Origin of the sequence: Rheinheimera sp., from assembly GCF_036782235.1 — a bacterium.
Lineage (GTDB): Bacteria > Pseudomonadota > Gammaproteobacteria > Enterobacterales > Alteromonadaceae > Pararheinheimera.
The window spans coordinates 84,974-104,216 of the sequence record NZ_DAIPZL010000007.1 but is presented as its reverse complement, the minus strand read 5'-3'; the positions used below and the strand labels follow the sequence as shown (position 1 = coordinate 104,216).

19 protein-coding genes are annotated in these 19,243 nt (G+C 48.4%); 7 read left to right on the top strand and 12 right to left on the bottom strand.

Annotated elements, in window-relative coordinates; genetic code table 11:
• Positions 1-10 precede the first annotated feature (10 nt).
• From V7P87_RS10025 to tkt, 7 genes are all read right to left on the bottom strand, one after another.
• Complete coding sequence (locus tag V7P87_RS10025; RefSeq protein ID WP_260656169.1) at positions 11-535, bottom strand: MotA/TolQ/ExbB proton channel family protein; 525 nt, start codon at positions 533-535, stop codon at positions 11-13.
• Positions 535-1,899: a MotA/TolQ/ExbB proton channel family protein gene (locus tag V7P87_RS10020; protein ID WP_333797301.1), complete on the bottom strand. Its 1,365-nt coding sequence runs from the start codon at positions 1,897-1,899 to the stop codon at positions 535-537. Before V7P87_RS10020 ends, V7P87_RS10025 begins: the two co-directional genes overlap by 1 nt.
• Positions 1,900-1,905: 6 nt before the next feature.
• Entirely contained in the window at positions 1,906-2,679 is a 774-nt protein-coding gene (locus V7P87_RS10015; RefSeq protein ID WP_333797300.1) for a DUF3450 domain-containing protein, read from the bottom strand.
• A gap of 238 nt (positions 2,680-2,917) precedes the next feature.
• Complete coding sequence (gene fba / locus V7P87_RS10010; protein WP_333797299.1) at positions 2,918-3,982, bottom strand: class II fructose-bisphosphate aldolase; 1,065 nt, start codon at positions 3,980-3,982, stop codon at positions 2,918-2,920.
• Between the two features lie 120 nt (positions 3,983-4,102).
• A complete protein-coding gene (locus V7P87_RS10005) occupies positions 4,103-5,284 on the bottom strand; it encodes a phosphoglycerate kinase (protein ID WP_333797298.1) in 1,182 nt (393 codons plus the stop codon).
• Positions 5,271-6,323 carry an erythrose-4-phosphate dehydrogenase gene (gene epd, locus V7P87_RS10000; RefSeq protein WP_333797297.1) on the bottom strand — a complete coding sequence of 351 codons (1,053 nt, stop codon included), beginning with the start codon at positions 6,321-6,323 and terminating at the stop codon, positions 5,271-5,273. The genes V7P87_RS10005 and epd overlap by 14 nt, the downstream gene beginning before the upstream one ends.
• A gap of 57 nt (positions 6,324-6,380) precedes the next feature.
• On the bottom strand, positions 6,381-8,378 hold the full coding sequence (gene tkt, locus V7P87_RS09995) for a transketolase (protein ID WP_333797296.1): 1,998 nt from the start codon (positions 8,376-8,378) through the stop codon (positions 6,381-6,383).
• A 340-nt stretch (positions 8,379-8,718) separates the two neighbouring features.
• Between tkt and metK the strand changes: the two genes are divergently transcribed.
• Complete coding sequence (gene metK / locus V7P87_RS09990; protein WP_260656176.1) at positions 8,719-9,870, top strand: methionine adenosyltransferase; 1,152 nt, start codon at positions 8,719-8,721, stop codon at positions 9,868-9,870.
• A 55-nt stretch (positions 9,871-9,925) separates the two neighbouring features.
• Here the strand turns inward: metK and V7P87_RS09985 are convergent, their stop codons facing one another.
• Complete coding sequence (locus V7P87_RS09985; protein ID WP_333797295.1) at positions 9,926-10,165, bottom strand: hypothetical protein; 240 nt, start codon at positions 10,163-10,165, stop codon at positions 9,926-9,928.
• On the opposite strand from V7P87_RS09985, the gene V7P87_RS09980 reads away from it, so the two are divergent.
• A complete protein-coding gene (locus tag V7P87_RS09980; RefSeq protein ID WP_333797294.1) occupies positions 10,156-11,739 on the top strand; it encodes an AbgT family transporter in 1,584 nt (527 codons plus the stop codon). The genes V7P87_RS09985 and V7P87_RS09980 overlap by 10 nt on opposite strands.
• A gap of 69 nt (positions 11,740-11,808) precedes the next feature.
• Here V7P87_RS09980 and V7P87_RS09975 read toward each other — a convergent pair whose 3' ends face one another.
• Together V7P87_RS09975 and V7P87_RS09970 are read right to left on the bottom strand one after the other, a co-directional pair.
• Positions 11,809-12,828, bottom strand: a complete 1,020-nt coding sequence (locus V7P87_RS09975; RefSeq protein ID WP_333797293.1) for an ABC transporter permease — start codon at positions 12,826-12,828, stop codon at positions 11,809-11,811.
• 137 nt (positions 12,829-12,965) lie between these two features.
• Positions 12,966-13,847, bottom strand: coding sequence for an ABC transporter ATP-binding protein (locus tag V7P87_RS09970; protein WP_260656179.1), 882 nt, complete (start codon positions 13,845-13,847; stop codon positions 12,966-12,968).
• Positions 13,848-13,940: 93 nt separating this feature from the next.
• Here V7P87_RS09970 and rsmE point away from each other — a divergent pair, with 93 nt between their 5' ends.
• The 5 genes from rsmE to V7P87_RS09945 are packed head-to-tail and all read left to right on the top strand — an operon-like array spanning position 13,941 to position 16,923.
• Complete coding sequence (gene rsmE, locus V7P87_RS09965; RefSeq protein ID WP_260656180.1) at positions 13,941-14,669, top strand: 16S rRNA (uracil(1498)-N(3))-methyltransferase; 729 nt, start codon at positions 13,941-13,943, stop codon at positions 14,667-14,669.
• A gap of 22 nt (positions 14,670-14,691) precedes the next feature.
• Positions 14,692-15,651, top strand: a complete 960-nt coding sequence (gene gshB / locus V7P87_RS09960) for a glutathione synthase (RefSeq protein ID WP_333797348.1) — start codon at positions 14,692-14,694, stop codon at positions 15,649-15,651.
• 12 nt (positions 15,652-15,663) lie between these two features.
• Complete coding sequence (locus V7P87_RS09955) at positions 15,664-16,233, top strand: YqgE/AlgH family protein (RefSeq protein ID WP_260656181.1); 570 nt, start codon at positions 15,664-15,666, stop codon at positions 16,231-16,233.
• On the top strand, positions 16,233-16,658 hold the full coding sequence (gene ruvX / locus V7P87_RS09950; protein ID WP_333797292.1) for a Holliday junction resolvase RuvX: 426 nt from the start codon (positions 16,233-16,235) through the stop codon (positions 16,656-16,658). Before V7P87_RS09955 ends, ruvX begins: the two co-directional genes overlap by 1 nt.
• Positions 16,639-16,923, top strand: coding sequence for a DUF1653 domain-containing protein (locus tag V7P87_RS09945; RefSeq protein WP_333797291.1), 285 nt, complete (start codon positions 16,639-16,641; stop codon positions 16,921-16,923). The genes ruvX and V7P87_RS09945 overlap by 20 nt, the downstream gene beginning before the upstream one ends.
• Before the next feature lie 117 nt (positions 16,924-17,040).
• Here the strand turns inward: V7P87_RS09945 and V7P87_RS09940 are convergent, their stop codons facing one another.
• Both V7P87_RS09940 and V7P87_RS09935 read right to left on the bottom strand, forming a co-directional pair.
• On the bottom strand, positions 17,041-18,168 hold the full coding sequence (locus tag V7P87_RS09940) for a PilT/PilU family type 4a pilus ATPase (protein ID WP_296297456.1): 1,128 nt from the start codon (positions 18,166-18,168) through the stop codon (positions 17,041-17,043).
• An 11-nt stretch (positions 18,169-18,179) separates the two neighbouring features.
• Positions 18,180-19,232 carry a type IV pilus twitching motility protein PilT gene (locus tag V7P87_RS09935; protein ID WP_333797290.1) on the bottom strand — a complete coding sequence of 351 codons (1,053 nt, stop codon included), beginning with the start codon at positions 19,230-19,232 and terminating at the stop codon, positions 18,180-18,182.
• Positions 19,233-19,243: the final 11 nt, after the last annotated feature.

Below are 19,243 nucleotides of genomic sequence, written 5' to 3'. Positions count from 1 at the left end.
TTACTCTCTATCAATGATGCGGCAAGCTGTCAGTCAATTCATGAACTGCTGACTTGACTTTACCTTCCAATTTGGACGTTACAAACACGCCAGATAATGCTGCAACCATACCGGCCATAGTCGGGATTGTTGCCATAGAAATACCTGCCGCCATCAGTCTTGGGTTACCGGTACCTTGCACCGCCATAATTTCGAATACGGCTATCATACCGGTCACAGTGCCTAACAAACCAACCATCGGACATACTGCAACCAAAGTCTTGATTACATTTACCCTTTCATTCAGTTTGGTCGACGCCTCTGAAACCCACGCATCACGAATTTTATGCGCATACCATGAGGTTGTATCGCTCCGTGCATTCCAGTCTGCGATGATTCTGTCACGCAGTACCGGATATTCACGAGTAATAAACCAAAAGCGCTCAATGATTAAAACCCACATCACAAAGAGCACGAAGGCGACAACATAAAGAACATCGCCGCCGGTAGCGATAAAATCCCTGACAGATTCCCAAAGCTCTATCAGGCTATGCATTACGCTTTCTCCTTCTCCGCATGAGCAGCGATGATACCAGCGCTTTGCTCATCCAGAATGTGCAGGACTGAGTTTGATTTAGTTTGTAACATAGAGTGGATAAACAGCAACGGCAGAGCACATAACAGACCTTGAACAGTTGTTACTAACGCCATTGAAATCTGACCAGCCATGATTTTCGGGTCGCCAGTTCCGTACAGTGTAATTACTTGGAACGCGCCGATCATACCGATTACTGTACCTAACAGACCCAGTAACGGACCTACAGCAGCGATCAGTTTAATAATACCGATACCTTTTTCGATAGACGGAGTTTCACGCATGATAGCTTCGTCAAGTTTCAGCTCTAAGTTTTCAACATCAGCAGATTTGTTGTCGTGGTAAACCTTCAAAATACGACCCAGTGGGTTGTTCGTATTTGGGTTTGACAGGTTTTTCAGCTGAGCATTGATCTTCGAAGAAGCAGAAGTCAGGGCTACGTAACGAACAGCACTAATTAACAGACCGAAAATTAATAATGCAGTAATAACATAACCTGGCACACCACCTTGGTGGTACTGCTCAGAAAGTGTAGCTTCTTGTGTCTTCAGACGTAATAAAGCACCACCTGTTGGGTCCACATACACAGGAGTCACCTGGCCAGCTGGCGCTGAAGCGAATTTCTGTGAAGCAGACAGGATATGTGAGTCTGGTTGTTTTGCTAACGGCTGCATTTCTTTAGTGTCAGCGTTATACACCAGGTAACCGTTGTCAGAAATCAGGTTAAATGAACCAACACGAACAACATTGGCAGTTGCTTTGTTACCATCTAACGCAACAACTTCACCTGAGAACTTAGATACTTTAGCTGACTCAGTCATTTCAGTTTGCAGAGCAATCCACAGCTCTTCTAACTCACTGATTGTAGGCAGTTCTTTCGCTACAGATAATTTCTGCAATAATTCTTCACGGCCTTTGTACTGAGCACTGATGTTTGACGTCGCGATAGCACCGATAGTTTCAGTAGCTGAACCACGAACGATACCGAACATCTCACCTAAAGTACCTTGAGCTGTTTGCAACTCTTGCTCTTTAGCGGCCAGTTTGCCTTCGTTATCAGCGAACTGCTGAGTTAAAGATTTGCCACGGGCTTCTTCTGCAGCAAACGCAGCTTTTGCTTTGTTTAACAGAGCTTGTTTATCAGCACGGTCAGACAAAAACTCTTGTTCGCGAGCTTGGTCAATCTTACCTTCAGATAAACGGTCTTTTTTGACCTGTTCTAACAGTTGATCTAATTTCGCAGTATCTGCAGCAGCAGTTAAACATACGCCAGCAGACATAGTCATCGCAGCTGCAATTACTAAACCTTTAAACACTTTCTTCATTTATTCTTACTCCGCTGCTAACACTGGAAGTTTTAACAATTCTGGGGCAGCTTGTTTGCCAGCTACACGAATCGCAAACTTGGTAGATTCCAGGTATTCCTGACCCAGAGCTTCCCACTGACCTGATGCTTTGTTGAACATCCAGGCTTGTTTTTCGTCCAGAGATTGAGCTAAAAGCGCTACACGACCTACGTATACGTAGTTCACAGTTAATTCATTGCCATCAACTGTCAGTTTGTCGGTATAAGTTACCAGTGAAGTGCCCAGATCTTTTTCGATTTGGTAAGCTTCAATAACCAGTCGGTACATTTCTGAAGTGTTGACAGCTGAGTTGCCCATGACGTCACGCAGGCGCTGTACGCGAGCCAAACGGTTTGTTACGTCAATCGGCATATCAGCTTTGATGAAAGCTTCCAGTGTATCCACCATTTTGTACATTAATGGCACGATACCTTGTTTGGTACCTTCGATAGTACCGATCTGCTTGTCTAAAGAAGCCAGCGACTCGTTTTGATCAGCAACCAGTTTAGCAACGTGATCGTTGTATACTTTCAGGTTTTCGGTTTGTTCAACCAGAGCGCGATAATCAGCCAGCAGTTCTTGCGACTGATCGTAGATATTGTTGATTTTTTCCTGAGACTGAGCTGAAGCATTTGCAGTTTGTGCATGTGCTTTTTGCAACTCAGCCAAAGTAGTTGCTGACGCAACTCCACTTACGAGAGTGAAGGCACCAACGAATGCTGATGCGATCAGGCTTTTACGGATGTTATTGTTAGACATAGTTCCCAACCAATAATTGCTGATTAACGTAACCTGTATAGTGAAGGTCTGTTTGTAATAAAACATGACCTGGTTAGAGGGTAAACCGCCCGCATCATTGCAGCAAAAACGGGGGTTGTCAATATAACGGCAACCCCCGTTCGCAAATGTTTTGCAACAAATTCCGCTTGCATTTTTACCCTGAATTACTGTTTAAATATTTGCGTATTAATTTTTAAACAGTCATTCATTTTTCCGCTTATTTAATGTTCGGTGTTAGTTTTCCCGACTCATATAACTTCACCATTTTCTCTAAAGAAATGGTTTTGATTTTTGACGCCTGACCAGCTGCCCCAAAGGCTTGGTAGCGATCTTTACAAATTTCTGTCATTGCAACGACAGAAGCTTGCAAATACTTGCGCGGATCAAACTCTGCCGGGTGCTGTGCCATAAAACGGCGAATTGCACCGGTTGAAGCTAAACGTAAATCGGTATCGATGTTGATTTTACGCACGCCATGTTTGATGCCTTCCTGAATTTGATCCACCGGAACGCCATAAGTTTCCGGAATTTTGCCACCGAACTCATTAATAACTGCAAGCCACTCTTGCGGCACTGAACTAGAACCGTGCATCACTAAGTGGGTGTCCGGAATACGGGCGTGAATTTCTTTAATTCTATCAATCGCCAGAATATCGCCTGTTGGCGGACGACTGAATTTGTAGGCACCATGTGAAGTACCACAAGCAATGGCTAAAGCATCTACACCTGTTGCTTTAACAAACTGAGCAGCTTCTTCCGGATCAGTCAGCATCTGGTCGTGACTTAACACACAGTCAGCACCAATACCGTCTTCTTCACCGGCGGCACCTGTTTCCAGACTTCCCAAACAGCCTAACTCCCCTTCCACAGACACACCACCTGCGTGGGCCATCTCAACCACACGACGGGTAACATCAACGTTATATGCATAATCTGTTGGCGTTTTACCGTCAGTGCCCAAAGAGCCGTCCATCATCACGGATGAAAAACCAAGTTGAATGGCCTGTAAACAGATGGCTGGCGAAGTACCATGATCCTGATGCATTACCACAGGGATATGCGGGAACTCTTCAATTGCAGCCAGGATCAGATGGCGTAAAAATGGTGCACCTGCATACTTGCGGGCACCGGCAGAGGCTTGCACTATCACCGGACTATCGGTGGCATCAGCCGCCATCATAATAGCGCGCATCTGTTCTAAGTTGTTGACGTTAAAGGCTGGTACTGCGTAACCAAATTCCGCCGCATGATCCAGCATCTGACGTAACGATATTAAAGCCATAGTTGTCTCTCTTTACAGTAGGGTAACAGGTGATGCAGCAGGTCAAAGGTCTTCGTCTTTGCAAAGTGCCAGATATTTCTGGTCATGATGTTTGACACTGCTGATTATTTATCAATGTTTTTACACAGTTTTTGCGCGTTGCTCAAGAATTTCAACAGCAGGCAACACCTTGCCTTCTAAAAACTCGAGGAAAGCACCACCGCCGGTCGAAATATACGAAATTTGCTCTGCAACACCGTATTTATCAATGGCAGCTAAAGTGTCACCACCGCCGGCGATTGAAAAAGCATCACTTTGTGCAATAGCTTCGGCTATTGCTTTAGTGCCGGCTGCAAACTGGTCAAATTCAAATACGCCAACAGGGCCATTCCAGACAATAGTGCCGGCGGTTTTCAGGATATTGACCAAAGCAGCAGTGCTGTCTGGGCCTATATCAAAAATCATGTCGTCAGCTGCAACAGCACTGACTGGTTTCAGTTCCGCCACAGCGTCTTCGCTAAAGGCTTTACCTGTCACCACATCTGTTGGCACCGGAATATTACCGCCATTGGCCTTGGCAGCTGCCATCAGGCGCTGGGCTTCCGGAATTAAATCGTTTTCACACAAAGACTTACCAACATTAGCGCCAGTTGCCGCAATAAAAGTATTGGCAATACCACCACCAACCACCAGCTGGTCAACCACTGTTGATAAAGACTCAAGCACTGTCAGTTTAGTCGAAACTTTGGAACCGCCAACAATAGCAACCAGAGGACGTTTTGGATTTTTCAGTGCTGCGGCTAAAGCGTCAAGTTCAGCTGCCAGCAGAGGGCCAGCGCAAGCGATTGGCGCAAAACGCGCGACACCATGGGTGGTGGCCTGAGCACGGTGAGCTGTACCAAAAGCGTCCATCACAAAGACGTCACATAAAGCAGCCAGCTTGCGCGACAGTGCCTCGTCATTTTTGCCTTCGCCTTTGTTAAAACGCACGTTTTCAAACACAACCACTTCACCGTCCGCCAGCTCAATGCCGTTCAGGTAATCAGCAGCTAAACGCACCGGCGCTTTTAATGCAGATGTTAAATAATCCACCACCGGCTGCATCGAAAACTCAGCGTCATACACACCTTCTTCCGGTCGGCCCAGGTGTGAACACACCATCACTTTTGCGCCTTTGGCCAGTGCCAGCTCGATAGTTGGCAAAGCTGCGCGTAAACGGGCATCCGAAGTGACCTTGCCGTTTTTTACCGGCACATTCAAATCTTCCCGGATCAGCACACGTTTACCGGCTAAATCCAGGTCGGCCATCTTAATTACTGACATGACAAACTCCTTCTGAAAAATGAATAGATTCGGCTTGCATCATGGCGATGGCGGTGTCGATCATCCGATTGGCAAAACCCCACTCGTTGTCACACCACACCAGACACTTCACCAGCCTTTTATGACTGACTCTGGTCTGTGAGCCATCCACAATGCAGGAATGTGGATCGTGATTAAAATCGACCGACACCAAAGGTTCTTCGGTGTAGTCAAGAATTTGCGGTAACAGCTGATGTTTAGCCTGTTGCAAAGCAGCATTCACTGCTGTAACTGTCACGTCCTGATGTAAAGTGACACTTAAATCCATCGCCGTGACATTCAGGGTGGGCACCCGCACCGCAATGGCTTCAAAACGACCGGCAAGATGCGGCATAATGCGTTCAATACCGCGGGCAAGCTTGGTATCGACCGGAATAATCGACTGGCTGGCCGCTCTGGTACGACGCAAATCCGGATGGTAAGCGTCTATTACTTGCTGATCGTGCATGGAAGCATGAATAGTCGTAATAGTGCCACTTTCAACACCAAAGGCATCATCGAGCACACTCAACACCGGCACTATGCAATTGGTGGTGCAGGAACCGGCCGAAACCACCCGCATCGTTGGCGTTAATTGCTGATGATTCACCCCAAATATCACCGTGGCATCAATATCCTGCCCTGCCGGATGTGAAAACAATACTTTTTGAGCTCCCGCTGTTAAATGCAACATAGCGTCGGCACGACTGGAAAAAACACCGGTACATTCAAGTACCACATCAATGTTAAGCTCAGCCCAGGGTAAATCCGCCGGGTTTTCCTTGTGGAATAAAGCGATTGGCTCGCCGGCAACCAGCAGACTTTGGTTTTGTAGTTCCACCGGAAAATGAAAACGGCCATGGGAGCTGTCATATTTCAGTAAATGCGCCATGCCAGGTGCGTCTGCCAGTTCGTTAATGGCGACCACCCGGATCTGTTGCTCCAGCTTATTTTCATAAATGGCCCGCAAAATATTGCGGCCAATGCGGCCAAAACCGTTGATTGCAACTCGAATTGTCATGCTGTTCCGAAATTCAGTTAAAGCAAAGGGGCAAAATGCCCCTTTTATTGGTTGGGATTAACCCAATAACTCTTCGGCGGCAGCCAGTACTTTGTCGGTGGTGATACCAAAATACTCAAACAGCTGCTCGGCTGGTGCAGACTCACCAAAACCTGTCATGCCAATAATTTTACCGTTCAGGCCAACGTACTTGTACCAGCTGTCGACAATACCGGCTTCAACAGCAACACGTTTGGTGACAGTAGATGGCAGTACAGTTTCGCGGTAAGCGGCGTCCTGGGCTTCAAACACATCTGTTGACGGCATTGACACCACACGCACTTTTTTACCTTTGGCAGCTAACTGAGCTGCAGCCTGAACTGCCAGCTCCACTTCTGAACCTGTGGCGATAAAAATCAGCTCTGGCGTGCCGGCACAATCCACCAGCACATAACCACCGCGACGGATATTGGCCAGCTGCTCTGCAGTACGCGGCTGTTGCACCAAATTCTGCCGGGTGAAAATTAATGTGGTTGGACCTTCAGTGCGTTCAATGGCTGCTTGCCATGCCACTGCAGACTCCACCTGGTCACACGGGCGCCAGTTCATCAGGTTTGGCGTTACGCGCAGTGAAGCTAATTGTTCCACCGGCTGGTGCGTTGGACCATCTTCACCCAAACCAATCGAATCGTGGGTGTAAACAAAAATCACCCGTTGTTTCATTAATGCGGCCATGCGCACCGCATTACGGGCGTATTCCATAAACATCAGGAAAGTAGCGCCGTAAGGAATAAATCCACCGTGCAGTGCAATACCATTCATGATGGCCGACATACCAAACTCACGGACACCGTAATACAGGTAATTGCCGCTGGCGTCTTCATTGCTCACGCCTTTGCTGCCTGACCAGAGTGTCAGGTTAGAACCCGCCAAATCGGCAGAGCCGCCCAGCATTTCCGGCAATAACGGACCAAAAGCGTTTAATGCATTTTGTGAAGCTTTACGGCTGGCAATCACTGCCGGTGTTGCCTGCAACTGTGCAATATAAGCATCAGATTTTTCGCGCCAGTCAGCTGGTAATTCGCCGGCTAAACGGCGTGACAACTCAGCGGCAAGCTCAGGATATGCGGCGGCATAAGCGGCAAATTGTTGTTGCCAGCTTTGTTGTGCAGCAGCACCTTTGGCTTTAGCACTCCAGCCTTCATAGATGTCGGCCGGAATTTCAAATGGCGCATGTTCCCATTGTAAAAACTCACGGCTGGCGGCTATTTCCGCATCACCCAGAGGTGCACCGTGACAGTCATGGCTGCCTGATTTATTCGGTGAGCCATAACCTATAATGGTTTTACAGCAGATTAATGTTGGTTTGTCGGTAACAGCACGGGCTTCATCAATGGCAGCACGCACCGCTTCTGAATCGTGACCATCGACGTTACGTACCACATGCCAGCCGTAGGCTTCAAACCGGGCTGGGGTATCGTCGGTGAACCAGCCTTCTACATGACCGTCAATCGAAATGCCGTTGTCATCCCAAAATGCAACCAGTTTGCCAAGGCCCAAAGTACCGGCTAAAGAACAGGCTTCGTGGGACACACCTTCCATTAAACAGCCGTCACCTAAAAAGGTGTAAGTGTAATGGTCAACAATGGCGTGGCCAGGGCGGTTAAATTGTGCCGCCAGTGCTTTTTCGGCAATCGCCATACCCACAGCATTGGTAATCCCCTGACCTAAAGGACCAGTGGTAGTTTCTACACCTGGGGCATAACCATACTCAGGGTGACCCGGCGTTTTTGAATGTAACTGACGGAACTGTTTTAAGTCGTCAATTGATAAATCGTAACCAGATAAATGCAGCAAAGAGTACAACAGCATAGAGCCGTGGCCGTTGGAGAGGATAAATCGGTCACGATTAGGCCAGCCCGGATCCTGTGGATTGTGGTTTAAATAATCCCGCCACAATACTTCGGCGATATCCGCCATGCCCATAGGTGCACCAGGGTGACCTGATTTGGCTTTTTGTACTGCGTCCATGCTCAGGGCACGGATGGCGTTGGCGAGTTGTTTACGAGATGGCATTGTCACTCCTGCTACTATTGTCAGATCATTATCCGGATATGGTGTACTTCACGCAGAGTTGCTCTGACGGCAAATAATTGTGCTGCGCTGCTTTTTTTACATGGTGGCATTAGTTCGGCGGTATTTTCCCAGAGCCACCGGCTGTTGGCAAATTTTAATCTTCAAACAGCAGTTTATTCGCAATACTTTTGATCCGGTTTTGCAATAAGGCGTATAGTGACAGCATGAAAGACGTCCGGGCGGCAGAAAGTGCTGGCAATGGCATTTTACTTTCTCTAGAATACGCAGCCCAAAATTCCAGCGCCTGGCGCATTAACAACCAACTTGTGGAACACGTTACATGGCACAACACATTTTTACCTCTGAATCTGTTTCTGAAGGACATCCGGATAAAATCGCTGACCAGATTTCTGACGCGGTACTGGACGCCATTCTGGAGCAAGATCCAAAAGCCCGTGTCGCCTGCGAAACTTTCGTTAAGACCGGTATGGTGCTGGTTGGCGGTGAAATCACAACTTCGGCCTGGGTAGATATTGAAGAATTAACCCGCAGCACAATCCGCGACATCGGTTATGTGCATTCTGACATGGGCTTTGATGCCAATTCATGCGCTGTATTAAGTGCTATTGGTAAACAATCTCCTGATATTAACCAGGGTGTTGATAAAAAAGACCCTCGTGATCAGGGCGCCGGTGACCAGGGTTTAATGTTTGGTTATGCCAGCAATGAAACTGACGTTTTAATGCCAGCGCCTATAACCTATTCTCACCGTTTGGTACAGCAACAGGCCAAAGTACGTAAAGATGGCACTCTGCCTTGGTTACGTCCTGATGCAAAATCTCAGCTGTCTTTTATTTATGAAAACGGCAAACCTGTGGGTATTGATGCTGTGGTACTGTCAACTCAGCACTGCGACACTATCTCTACCCCGGATTTGCGTGAAGCTGTGATGGAGCACATTATCAAGCCTGTGCTGCCAGCTGAATGGTTAAGCAAAAACACCAAGTTTTTTATCAACCCAACAGGCCGTTTTGTCATCGGTGGCCCTATGGGCGACTGTGGCTTAACCGGCCGAAAAATCATCGTGGATAGCTACGGTGGTATGGCGCGTCACGGTGGTGGTGCTTTCTCTGGTAAAGACCCGTCTAAAGTTGACCGTTCAGCCGCTTACGCTGCCCGTTATGTGGCAAAAAATATCGTGGCTGCTGGCCTGGCCGAACGCTGTGAAATTCAGGTGTCTTACGCCATTGGTGTGGCTGAACCTACTTCAATCAGCCTGGAAACTTTTGGTACCAGTAAACTCGAAGAGCATCAATTAATTGCGCTGATTCGCCGTCATTTTGATCTGCGCCCTTATGGCCTGATTGAAATGCTGCAACTGGAGCGTCCAATTTACCGTGCGACTGCAGCTTATGGTCACTTTGGCCGTAACGAGTTCCCATGGGAGCAAACAGATAAAGCACAAGCGCTGCGCGCCGACGCTGGTCTGTAATCAAGCGGACTTCAATCGCTTTGCTAAAAAAGGAGAGCCTTAGCTCTCCTTTTTTTTAAGCAAATTTGTTTGTCTGAAGGTTTTGACTGCATGAGTCAATACAAGGTTTTTCCCTGTGAGCGCCTGTTGTAACTCTGGCATCAAGCCCCAGCAACAAGCCGATGATGTCATACAAGCTATTCACAAATGGCAGTTTTTTGTTGCGTTCAGCCCCAGATATTTTTATAACTGACGCCGAAAAATAATAACCACTGACTTCTGCAGCACCACTTAAAAGGAAAAAATATGTCTGCACCAACTTCACCGGCCACTGAGCACTCGCGCAATAGCTGGCTTGACCGTAGCCTCAATACCATCGAACGTGTTGGCAATAAACTGCCCGACCCTGCGGTGCTTTTTGCATTATTTATGCTGGCAGTCTGGGTGATTTCCTGGGCTTTATCGGGCGTGAGCTTTAGTGAAATAGACCCAAGAACAGGTCAACCTATTCAGATCATCAACTTGCTGGATGGCAGCGCCTTTACCGGTTTTATGGCAAAAATGGTCAGCACCTTTGTCAGTTTCCCACCTTTGGGTGTGGTGCTGGTCGCTATGTTGGGTCTGGGTGTCGCTGAATATACCGGTTTTATTAATGCTGGCTTACGTTCTATTTTATCTTTTACCCCTAAAATGCTGCTGACCCCTGTATTGGTTGCTGTGGGTATTTTAAGCCATGTGGCTGTTGATGCAGGTTACGTGCTGGTGATCCCACTTGGCGCTGTGATTTTTTATGCGGCCGGCCGTCACCCGCTGGCGGGTATAGCTGCTGCATTTGCCGGTGTGTCCGGTGGTTTTTCCGCATCTTTATTTGTGCCAAGCAGCCTGGATCCGCTGCTTGCCGGCCTAACCCAGGCTTCAGCGCGTTTATCTGCTGATCCTGCTGCTGCCAGCCTGGTGATCAACCCACTGAATAACTACTTTTTTACCACTGCTTCTGCATTTTTAATTATTCTGATCGGCTGGTTTTTAACCGACAAAGTGATTGAACCCCGCCTCAAGGCCACAGTGGTTGACGGCGATCCAGCCAGCCTGCCAACGATGGAAGATTTAACAGCACAAGAGCGCAAAGGTTTACGTTTTGCCATGCTGGCCATGTTGCTGACAGCAGCAGCACTGATTGTATCTGCTTCAATGGAAGGCTCAGCCTGGCGCGGCACTGACGGTACTTTAACGCACAGCACTGCACCTTTAATGCAGTCTATTGTAGCGCTGATTTTAGTGTTCTTTTTAGTGCCAGGCGTGGTCTATGGTTATGTCGCAGGCACTGTAAAAAATCATCGTGATGTCATTCAGGGCATGAGTAAAGCCATGAGTGGTATGGGTTATTACATTGTGATGGCGTTTTTCTGCGCCCAGTTTATTTATGCTTTTGGTCAGTCAAACCTCGGCGCCCTTTTTGCCATTAAAGGTGCCAATGCGTTAAAAGAAATGGCGCTGCCGATGGGCGTTACGCTGATGGGCATAGTGCTGTTAACTGCCATGGTGAACTTACTGGTGGGCTCAGCTTCGGCCAAATGGGCGTTGATCGGTGCTGTGATGGTGCCTATGCTGATGCAACTCGGGGTGTCGCCGGATCTGACCCAGGCCGCTTATCGGGTGGGCGATTCGTCAACCAATATTATCACCCCATTGATGCCCTATTTCCCGCTGATTGTGGTGTTTTGTCAGAAATATGTGAAGTCGACTGGTATCGGTACCCTGATAGCCTTAATGTTACCTTTTTCTGTCACCTTACTGGTGCTCTGGACTACCTTCCTTCTGGGCTTCTGGGCCTTGGATTTACCCCTTGGTATAGGTTCGAGTTACAGTTTCCCGGCCAGTAACGGCTAAACCAGCTTTAAATAACACAGGCGCTTTAAGCGCCTGTGTTATTTTGTGGTAAATAAAACCGGATGGCTGTTAGCGCTGATCACCCTGCCAACGGAATAACCAGGCCGATAACGACAAAAACAACACTGTCATAACACTCAGTACGCTCAGCGGGTAATGTAAGTCCGCTAAAGTCGCACCATCCGTCATAATGGCACGGGCAGCCGCCACTAAATGGGTCAGCGGCAATAAATCCGCCAGCCACTGCAACACCTTGGGTGCCCCTTCCAGGCTAAACCAGACGCCGGATAAAATCATCATCGGCCAGCTGGCCATATTCAGTAAACCTCCGGTCAGCTCTTCAGAGCGGGAACGACTGGCAATCAATAAACCCAACGAAATCATCGCCATGGCGCCCAGCACTGTAACCACCAATAAATCGGCATAACTACCCAGCATCACAAAATCAAACAGCAGGTCGCAGCCAATATAAATGATGCCGGCGATCAGTAGCACTATACCAAGCCTTGATAACACTTGGGCACTGACAAACTCCAGTGCCGTCAGCGGTGTGGCCTGCAAACGTTTTAATACCGAATTTTTCCGGTAACGCACCAGCACGTACCCCACCCCAAACAGGCAGCTGAACATCATATTCATGCCAAGAATACCGGGTAGCACCCAGTCGACATAACGGATCTGTCGCCCACTGACCGTCTCTTTGCTGGCATCCGGCAGTTGTTGCAGCAGCAGCTTTTCCGCCAGATAACCTTTGGCAGAATTGTCATTGAGCCAATACTTTTTGCCAGAAAAGTCCACCAGTAAATCCAGCTGATGATGCTGCAGTTTTTTAAGCGCCTGCCCTAAATCGGCATAAGGCACAAACTCCAGATAGCGGGTTTGCAAAAATGGCTGGCTCTGCATATCAATAGTGGCCGCTTGTTGTAATACCCCAAGCTTAAACTCGGCTTTATTGCTGTTGCCAAACATCACAGCAAAACCAACCACCAGCAGCACAGGGAAAATTAAATTCCAGGCAAGGGCTGATTTGTCGCGCCAGAACTCCAGATTACGGGCTTTGAGGACAGCGAAAAAACGTCGCAGATGCATGATATAACTCCACTTAATAAACGGCTTGCCCGACAATAACACTGCAGCTCTATAAGCCAATCATCTAAGCTGCACGTCCTAGTTCAACATCAGCATCAAGCTTTTTTGCTTTTTGCTCTGGCCTGTACAGTGATGCTTCAGGCCGACAGACTATGGCCGGTCAGCTTCAAAAACAAATCATCCAGATTGGCAGATTTAATCAACAGTCCTTCCAGTGAAATGCCTTGTGACAGCAGCATAGTCAGCGTTTTTTCAATATCAGGGCTACTGATTTGCAAATAACCACCACTGCGGCTCAGGCTGGCGTCAGTGGGCAAATCAGGCTGCTGCCCGCGGTCTGGCAATCTTATCAGTGCACCGCTAAAATGCTGATTTAGCAAGGCTTGTGGCGTATCGAGCGCAATAATGCGGCCTTTATCCATGATGAGAATTTCATCACAAAGCTGCTCGGCTTCATCCATGTAATGGGTCGTTAAAATAATGGTGCGGCCCTGCTGTTTAATTTGCCTAATCAACTGCCAGAAATTGCGTCTGGCATGGGGGTCAAGCCCGGTGGTTGGTTCGTCCAGGAAGATGATTTGCGGGTTATTCACCAGCGCTAACGCCAGCAGCAACCGCTGACGTTGACCACCGGACAATTTACGGTGATCCCTGTGCAATAATTCGGTTAAATCACATAACTGAATCAACTGCTGCAGATCGGCCGGCTGGTCGTAAAATGCGGCAAAAAGCTCCAGTGTTTCTTTGACCGTTAAAAAGTCCTGCAGCGCCGTTTGCTGAAACTGCACCCCCAACTGACTAAAGTGCTCTTTGCCGGCTTTATAGCCATGATAAAAAATATCGCCGCTGTCGGCACTGACCAGCCCTTCGAGCATCTCAATGGTGGTGGTTTTGCCTGCGCCATTCGGCCCCAGCAAACCAAAACAACAACCTTGTTGCACGCTGAAACTGATGCCGTCGACTGCCTTCACCTCGGCATAATGTTTTTTCAGATCACGCACTTCCAACACAACTTTCATGATCGGCCTCACTGGCGCATTTTCCCGGACTTATGTTATACCCTTCAGAGCGCCTGCCTGCTACCATAGCACTTTTATTTTGCCGGAGCCTGTATGCGCATCCCAAGAATTTACCAGCCTGGCACGCTCAAGCCGGGAACTGAAACTGAACTTGCCGAAGACGCCGCCAACCATGTTGGCCGGGTGCTTCGGATGCAAGCTGGCGCCGAACTGCAGTTATTTAATGGTGATGGTTTGAATTACCAGGCGCAAATCATTGAAAGCGGCAAAAAACAGGTGCGGGTGAAAGTCATCTCCAGCCAGTCAAATCCGGTGGAGTCGCCGCTGCGTATTCATTTAGGTCAGGGCATTTCACGGGGCGACCGGATGGATTTTGCCATTCAAAAAGCAGTGGAGCTTGGTGTCACCGAAATTACGCCGCTTTTTACCGAACGATGTGGCGTTAAACTGGATGCCGAGCGGCTGCAAAAACGTACTGACCAGTGGCAAAAAATTGCGATCAGCGCCTGTGAACAAAGTGGCCGCAGTGTAGTGCCAACAGTGCATCCGGCACTTTCTCTGGACAAATGGCTGGCGCAGCCAACAAATGAATTGAAGTTGACCTTGGATCCCTGGGCCAAAGACACCATTAAGACCTTAACACCTGTGACTGCAGTGCGGCTGGTGATAGGCCCTGAAGGTGGTTTTAGTGACCATGAAGTGGCACAGACCAGCAAAGCCGGTTTTGTTGCAGTGCAGCTCGGCCCAAGGGTGCTTCGCACCGAAACCGCAGCATTAACCGCCATCAGCGCCTTGCAGCTGCAGATGGGTGATTTAGCCTGACAACCTTTTTCAGAAGGAACAGATTTTGTTAAAACTCGGCATTGTAATGGACCCGATTTCGGCCATTAATATAAAAAAAGACTCCAGTTTTGCCATGTTGTTGCAAGCACAGGCCCGTGGTTATCAACTGCACTATATGGAAATGGCCGACTTGTATCTGCTGGACGGCCAGGCCAGAGCCAGCACAAAACTTCTGAGCGTGGAGCAAAACCCGCACAGCTGGTATCAGTTTTTTGGTCAGCAGGATATTGCGCTGTCTGAGCTTGACGTCATTCTGATGCGAAAAGATCCACCTTTTGACACCGAATATATCTACGCTACTTATATTCTGGAGCGAGCGGAAGACGAAGGCACTTTAATTGTCAACAAACCGCAGAGCCTGCGTGATGCCAACGAAAAACTCTATACCAGCTGGTTTGCCGAGCATACGCCAAAAACCCTGGTGAGCCGCGACGCAGCAAGGCTTAAAGCCTTTTACCAGCAAGAGCAGGATGTGATTTTAAAACCACTGGATGGCATGGGTGGCGCTTCTATTTTCCGGTTAAAACCAGACGATGCCAACGTCAGTGTCATTATTGAAACCCTGACCGAACACGGCAGCCGTTATGCCATGGCCCAACGTTTTATTCCGGCCATTAAAGACGGTGATAAGAGGGTGTTGGTGGTTAACGGCGAGCCTGTGCCCTACTGCCTGGCACGTATTCCGGCCAGTGGTGAAACCCGCGGTAATTTAGCTGCTGGCGGCCGTGGTGAGGCAAGGCCTTTATCTGAAAGTGACTGGGCTATTGCCCGTGCTGTAGGGCCCACCTTAAAAGCCAAAGGCTTGATTTTTGTCGGGTTGGACATTATCGGCGACAAACTGACTGAAATTAATGTCACCAGTCCAACCTGCATCAGGGAAATTGAAGCGGCCTTCCCTGTCAGTATTACCGGACTGCTGTTCGACCAGATAGAACAAATTGTGGCCACCCAAAAAGCCTGACTGGAGTAACTGATGACTGAGACTCTGCAAAGTTTGCAAAACCATCTGTTAATTGCAATGCCTTCGCTGGACGACCCGATGTTTGGCCGCAGTGTCACTTATATCTGCGAGCATAATGCTGAAGGTGCCATGGGCATTGTGGTGAATCATCCGATGCCACTGAAAGTGGCTGAGCTATTAAAGCAACTGGATATTCAGTTTGATGCCAACAGCAAAGCGGCAGATGCACAAGTGTGCGCCGGTGGCCCGGTACAACATGACAGAGGTTTTGTACTGCATACCCCCAAAGCCGGTTTTGCCAGCAGCTTGCAACTGACCGATGAGCTGATGGTCACCACCTCTAAAGACATTCTGGAGCAACTCACCTCCGACAACGCACCGGAAAAGTTTATTCTGGCTTTGGGTTACGCCGGCTGGAGCGCAGGTCAGCTGGAGCAGGAACTGGCTGATAATTCCTGGCTGGTGGTTCCGGCCGACAACCAGATTATTTTTGACTTATGCCATGCCGAAAAATGGCAGGGAGCCACTCAAAAGTTAGGCATCCAGGCCTGGCAATTAAGTGCTGATGCAGGACACGCCTGATGAATGACAGCGGCAATATTTTAGCTTTTGACTATGGTTTAAAGAGTATCGGCGTGGCAGTCGGTCAGCGCCTGACAGGCAGTGCCAGCACCCTTAAAGCGCTGAAGGCGCAGGACGGCATACCAGACTGGACACAAATCGAAAAACTGCTGGCCGAATGGCAACCTGCTTTTGTGGTGGTGGGTTTACCACTGAATATGGACGGCACTGAACAGCCTTTTACCGCCAGAGTACATAAGTTCTGCAACAGACTGCATGGCCGTTTTGGCGTAAAGGTGCTGACTCAGGACGAACGTTTAACCACGGTCGACGCCCGCGCCGATTTATTCGCTCAGGGTGGTTTTAAAAAACTCAGTAAAGATGCTGTTGATTGCTGGTCGGCCAAATTGATACTGGAGAGCTTCTTTGACAATCATCCTGCCTGACGACGGTTTTGCACCCACGCTGGATCACGGTGACGGCACTGTACCTTTGGGTTATTACCGCCATTACAAAGGTCAGCTGTACCAGCTGACCGCTATTGCCACCCACAGTGAAGAGCAGCAGCCTTATGCAGTGTATCGTGCTTTGTATGGTAATTATGATCTCTGGGTGAGGCCACTTCAGATGTTTACTGAAAATGTCAGTATTCAGGGTGAAGAAGTGGCCAGATTTCAGTTTATCGGCACTGAAAAACCCGCGGGTCTATAAGTGTTATTCCGTAAAACGCTTTTTTGTTACCTAGGGTTTGAAGCCAGCTTAGCCACAAAGTAGCAGCAGATCACAATAAAAAGGCAGCCGAGGCTGCCTTTTTAATACGACAAATGTTTAGTGATCGTCAGGTTTGGTCAAGCCATCCACAGTGACATTACTAAGGAAACCTGCTCCCGAAGTTTCGTTATTGCGCAGTTTAATCATCAGACGTAAGTCATTCGGTGAATCAGCGTGGTGCAGTGCATCGGCGTAGCTGATTTGATTGCGCTGATACAAATCGTACAGCGCCTGGTCAAAGGTTTGCATGCCAAGCTCACGCGATTTACTCATCACCGCTTTGATTTCGTCAATTTCACCTTTTTTGATTAAATCGGCCACCAAAGGCGAATTGAGCAGCACTTCAATAGCAGCAATACGGCGGGTACCGTCCGGTGTTGGGATCAGTTGCTGCGCCACTATAGCACGCAGGTTTAATGACAAATCAAACAACAACTTACCGTGTTTTTCTTTGGGTACCAGGTGCATGATGCGGTCAATGGCCTGGTTGGCATTGTTAGCGTGTAAGGTGGCGATACATAAGTGACCGGTTTCAGCAAATGACAAGGCATATTCCATAGTGTCCTGACTACGGATCTCACCAATCAGAATAACATCAGGCGCCTGACGTAAAGAGCTTTTCAGTGCCGCATCAAAGGACTCAGTATCAATACCCACTTCACGCTGGGTGATCAGGCTTTTTTGATGATCGTGCACAAATTCAATCGGATCTTCGATGGTTAAAATATGACCCCGGGCATTTTTATTCCGATAGCCAATCAACGCAGCCAAAGAGGTTGATTTACCAGTGCCTGTACCACCGACAAAAAGCACCAGTCCCCTTTTGGACATAATGATTTCTTTTAAAATCGGCGGCAAACCCAGATCGTCGGCATTGGGGATAGTGGTGACAATACGACGCACGACCATGCCAGCCTGATCCCGCTGAAAGAATGCCGATACCCTGAATCGACCCGCTTCATTGGCCACCGCAAAGTTACATTCTTTATGGGTCAGGTATTCGTTTTTTTGTTTTTCGTTCATCGCTGCAAGCACAATCTGCAGCGAATCTTCCGGTGTTAACGGTGTATCATCAATTGGCAGCAATTCACCGTTAATTTTTGCCGCTACCGGCATACCTGCGGTCACGAACATGTCAGATGCCTTGGCATCCACCATTTTTTGCAGCAGTTTAACCAAATCCATCATCACAACTCCTAAATCCGGCCCATTGCACCAAAAGCGTTTTTATCCTGTGCTTTGGCCATAGCGTCCTGCTTGGTAATAAGGCCACGGTTCACCAGGTTTAATAAACACTGATCCATGGTCTGCATACCGTGCGCTGCACCGGTTTGAATAACGGAGTACATTTGAGCAATTTTGTCTTCACGGATAAGGTTCCGGATAGCGGGTAAACCCACCATAATTTCATGTGCTGCCACCCGGCCACCGCCTACTTTTTTCAGCAGGGTTTGTGAAATAACTGCACGCAGCGACTCCGACAACATAGAACGCACCATGGCTTTTTCTTCGCCAGGGAATACGTCGATAATACGGTCGATAGTTTTTGGCGCTGATGTGGTGTGCAGGGTACCAAACACTAGGTGACCTGTTTCCGCCGCAGTCATGGCAAGGCGAATCGTTTCCAAATCACGCAATTCACCCACCAGAATTACATCAGGGTCTTCCCGCAGTGCTGAGCGTAGCGCGTTGGAAAAACTTAAGGTATCACGGTGCACTTCCCGCTGGTTCACCAGCGACAATTTGTTGTGGTGCACAAATTCGATAGGATCTTCAATGGTCAGAATGTGGTCATGGCGAGTGGTATTGATGTAATCCACCATAGCCGCCAGTGTGGTGGATTTACCCGAACCTGTTGGCCCTGTTACCAACACTAAACCACGTGGGTTCTCCGCAATGGTTCTGAATACTTCAGGAGTGCCTAAATCATCCAGACTTAACACTTCACTGGGGATGGTACGAAACACTGCAGCAGCACCGCGGTTCTGCACAAAAGCGTTAACACGAAAACGCGCCAGACCTGGGACTTCAAAGGAAAAATCCGACTCTAAACGTTCTTCGTATTCTTTACGCTGCTTATCGGTCATAATGTCGTACACCAACGCATGGACATCTTTATGCGTCAGCGGCGGAATATTCAGACGGCGTACATCACCATCCACCCGGATCAGCGGTGGCACACCGGCTGACAAGTGCAAATCCGAAGCTTTGTGTTGTACGCTAAAGGCTAATAATTCGGTGATATCCATGACAAAATGTA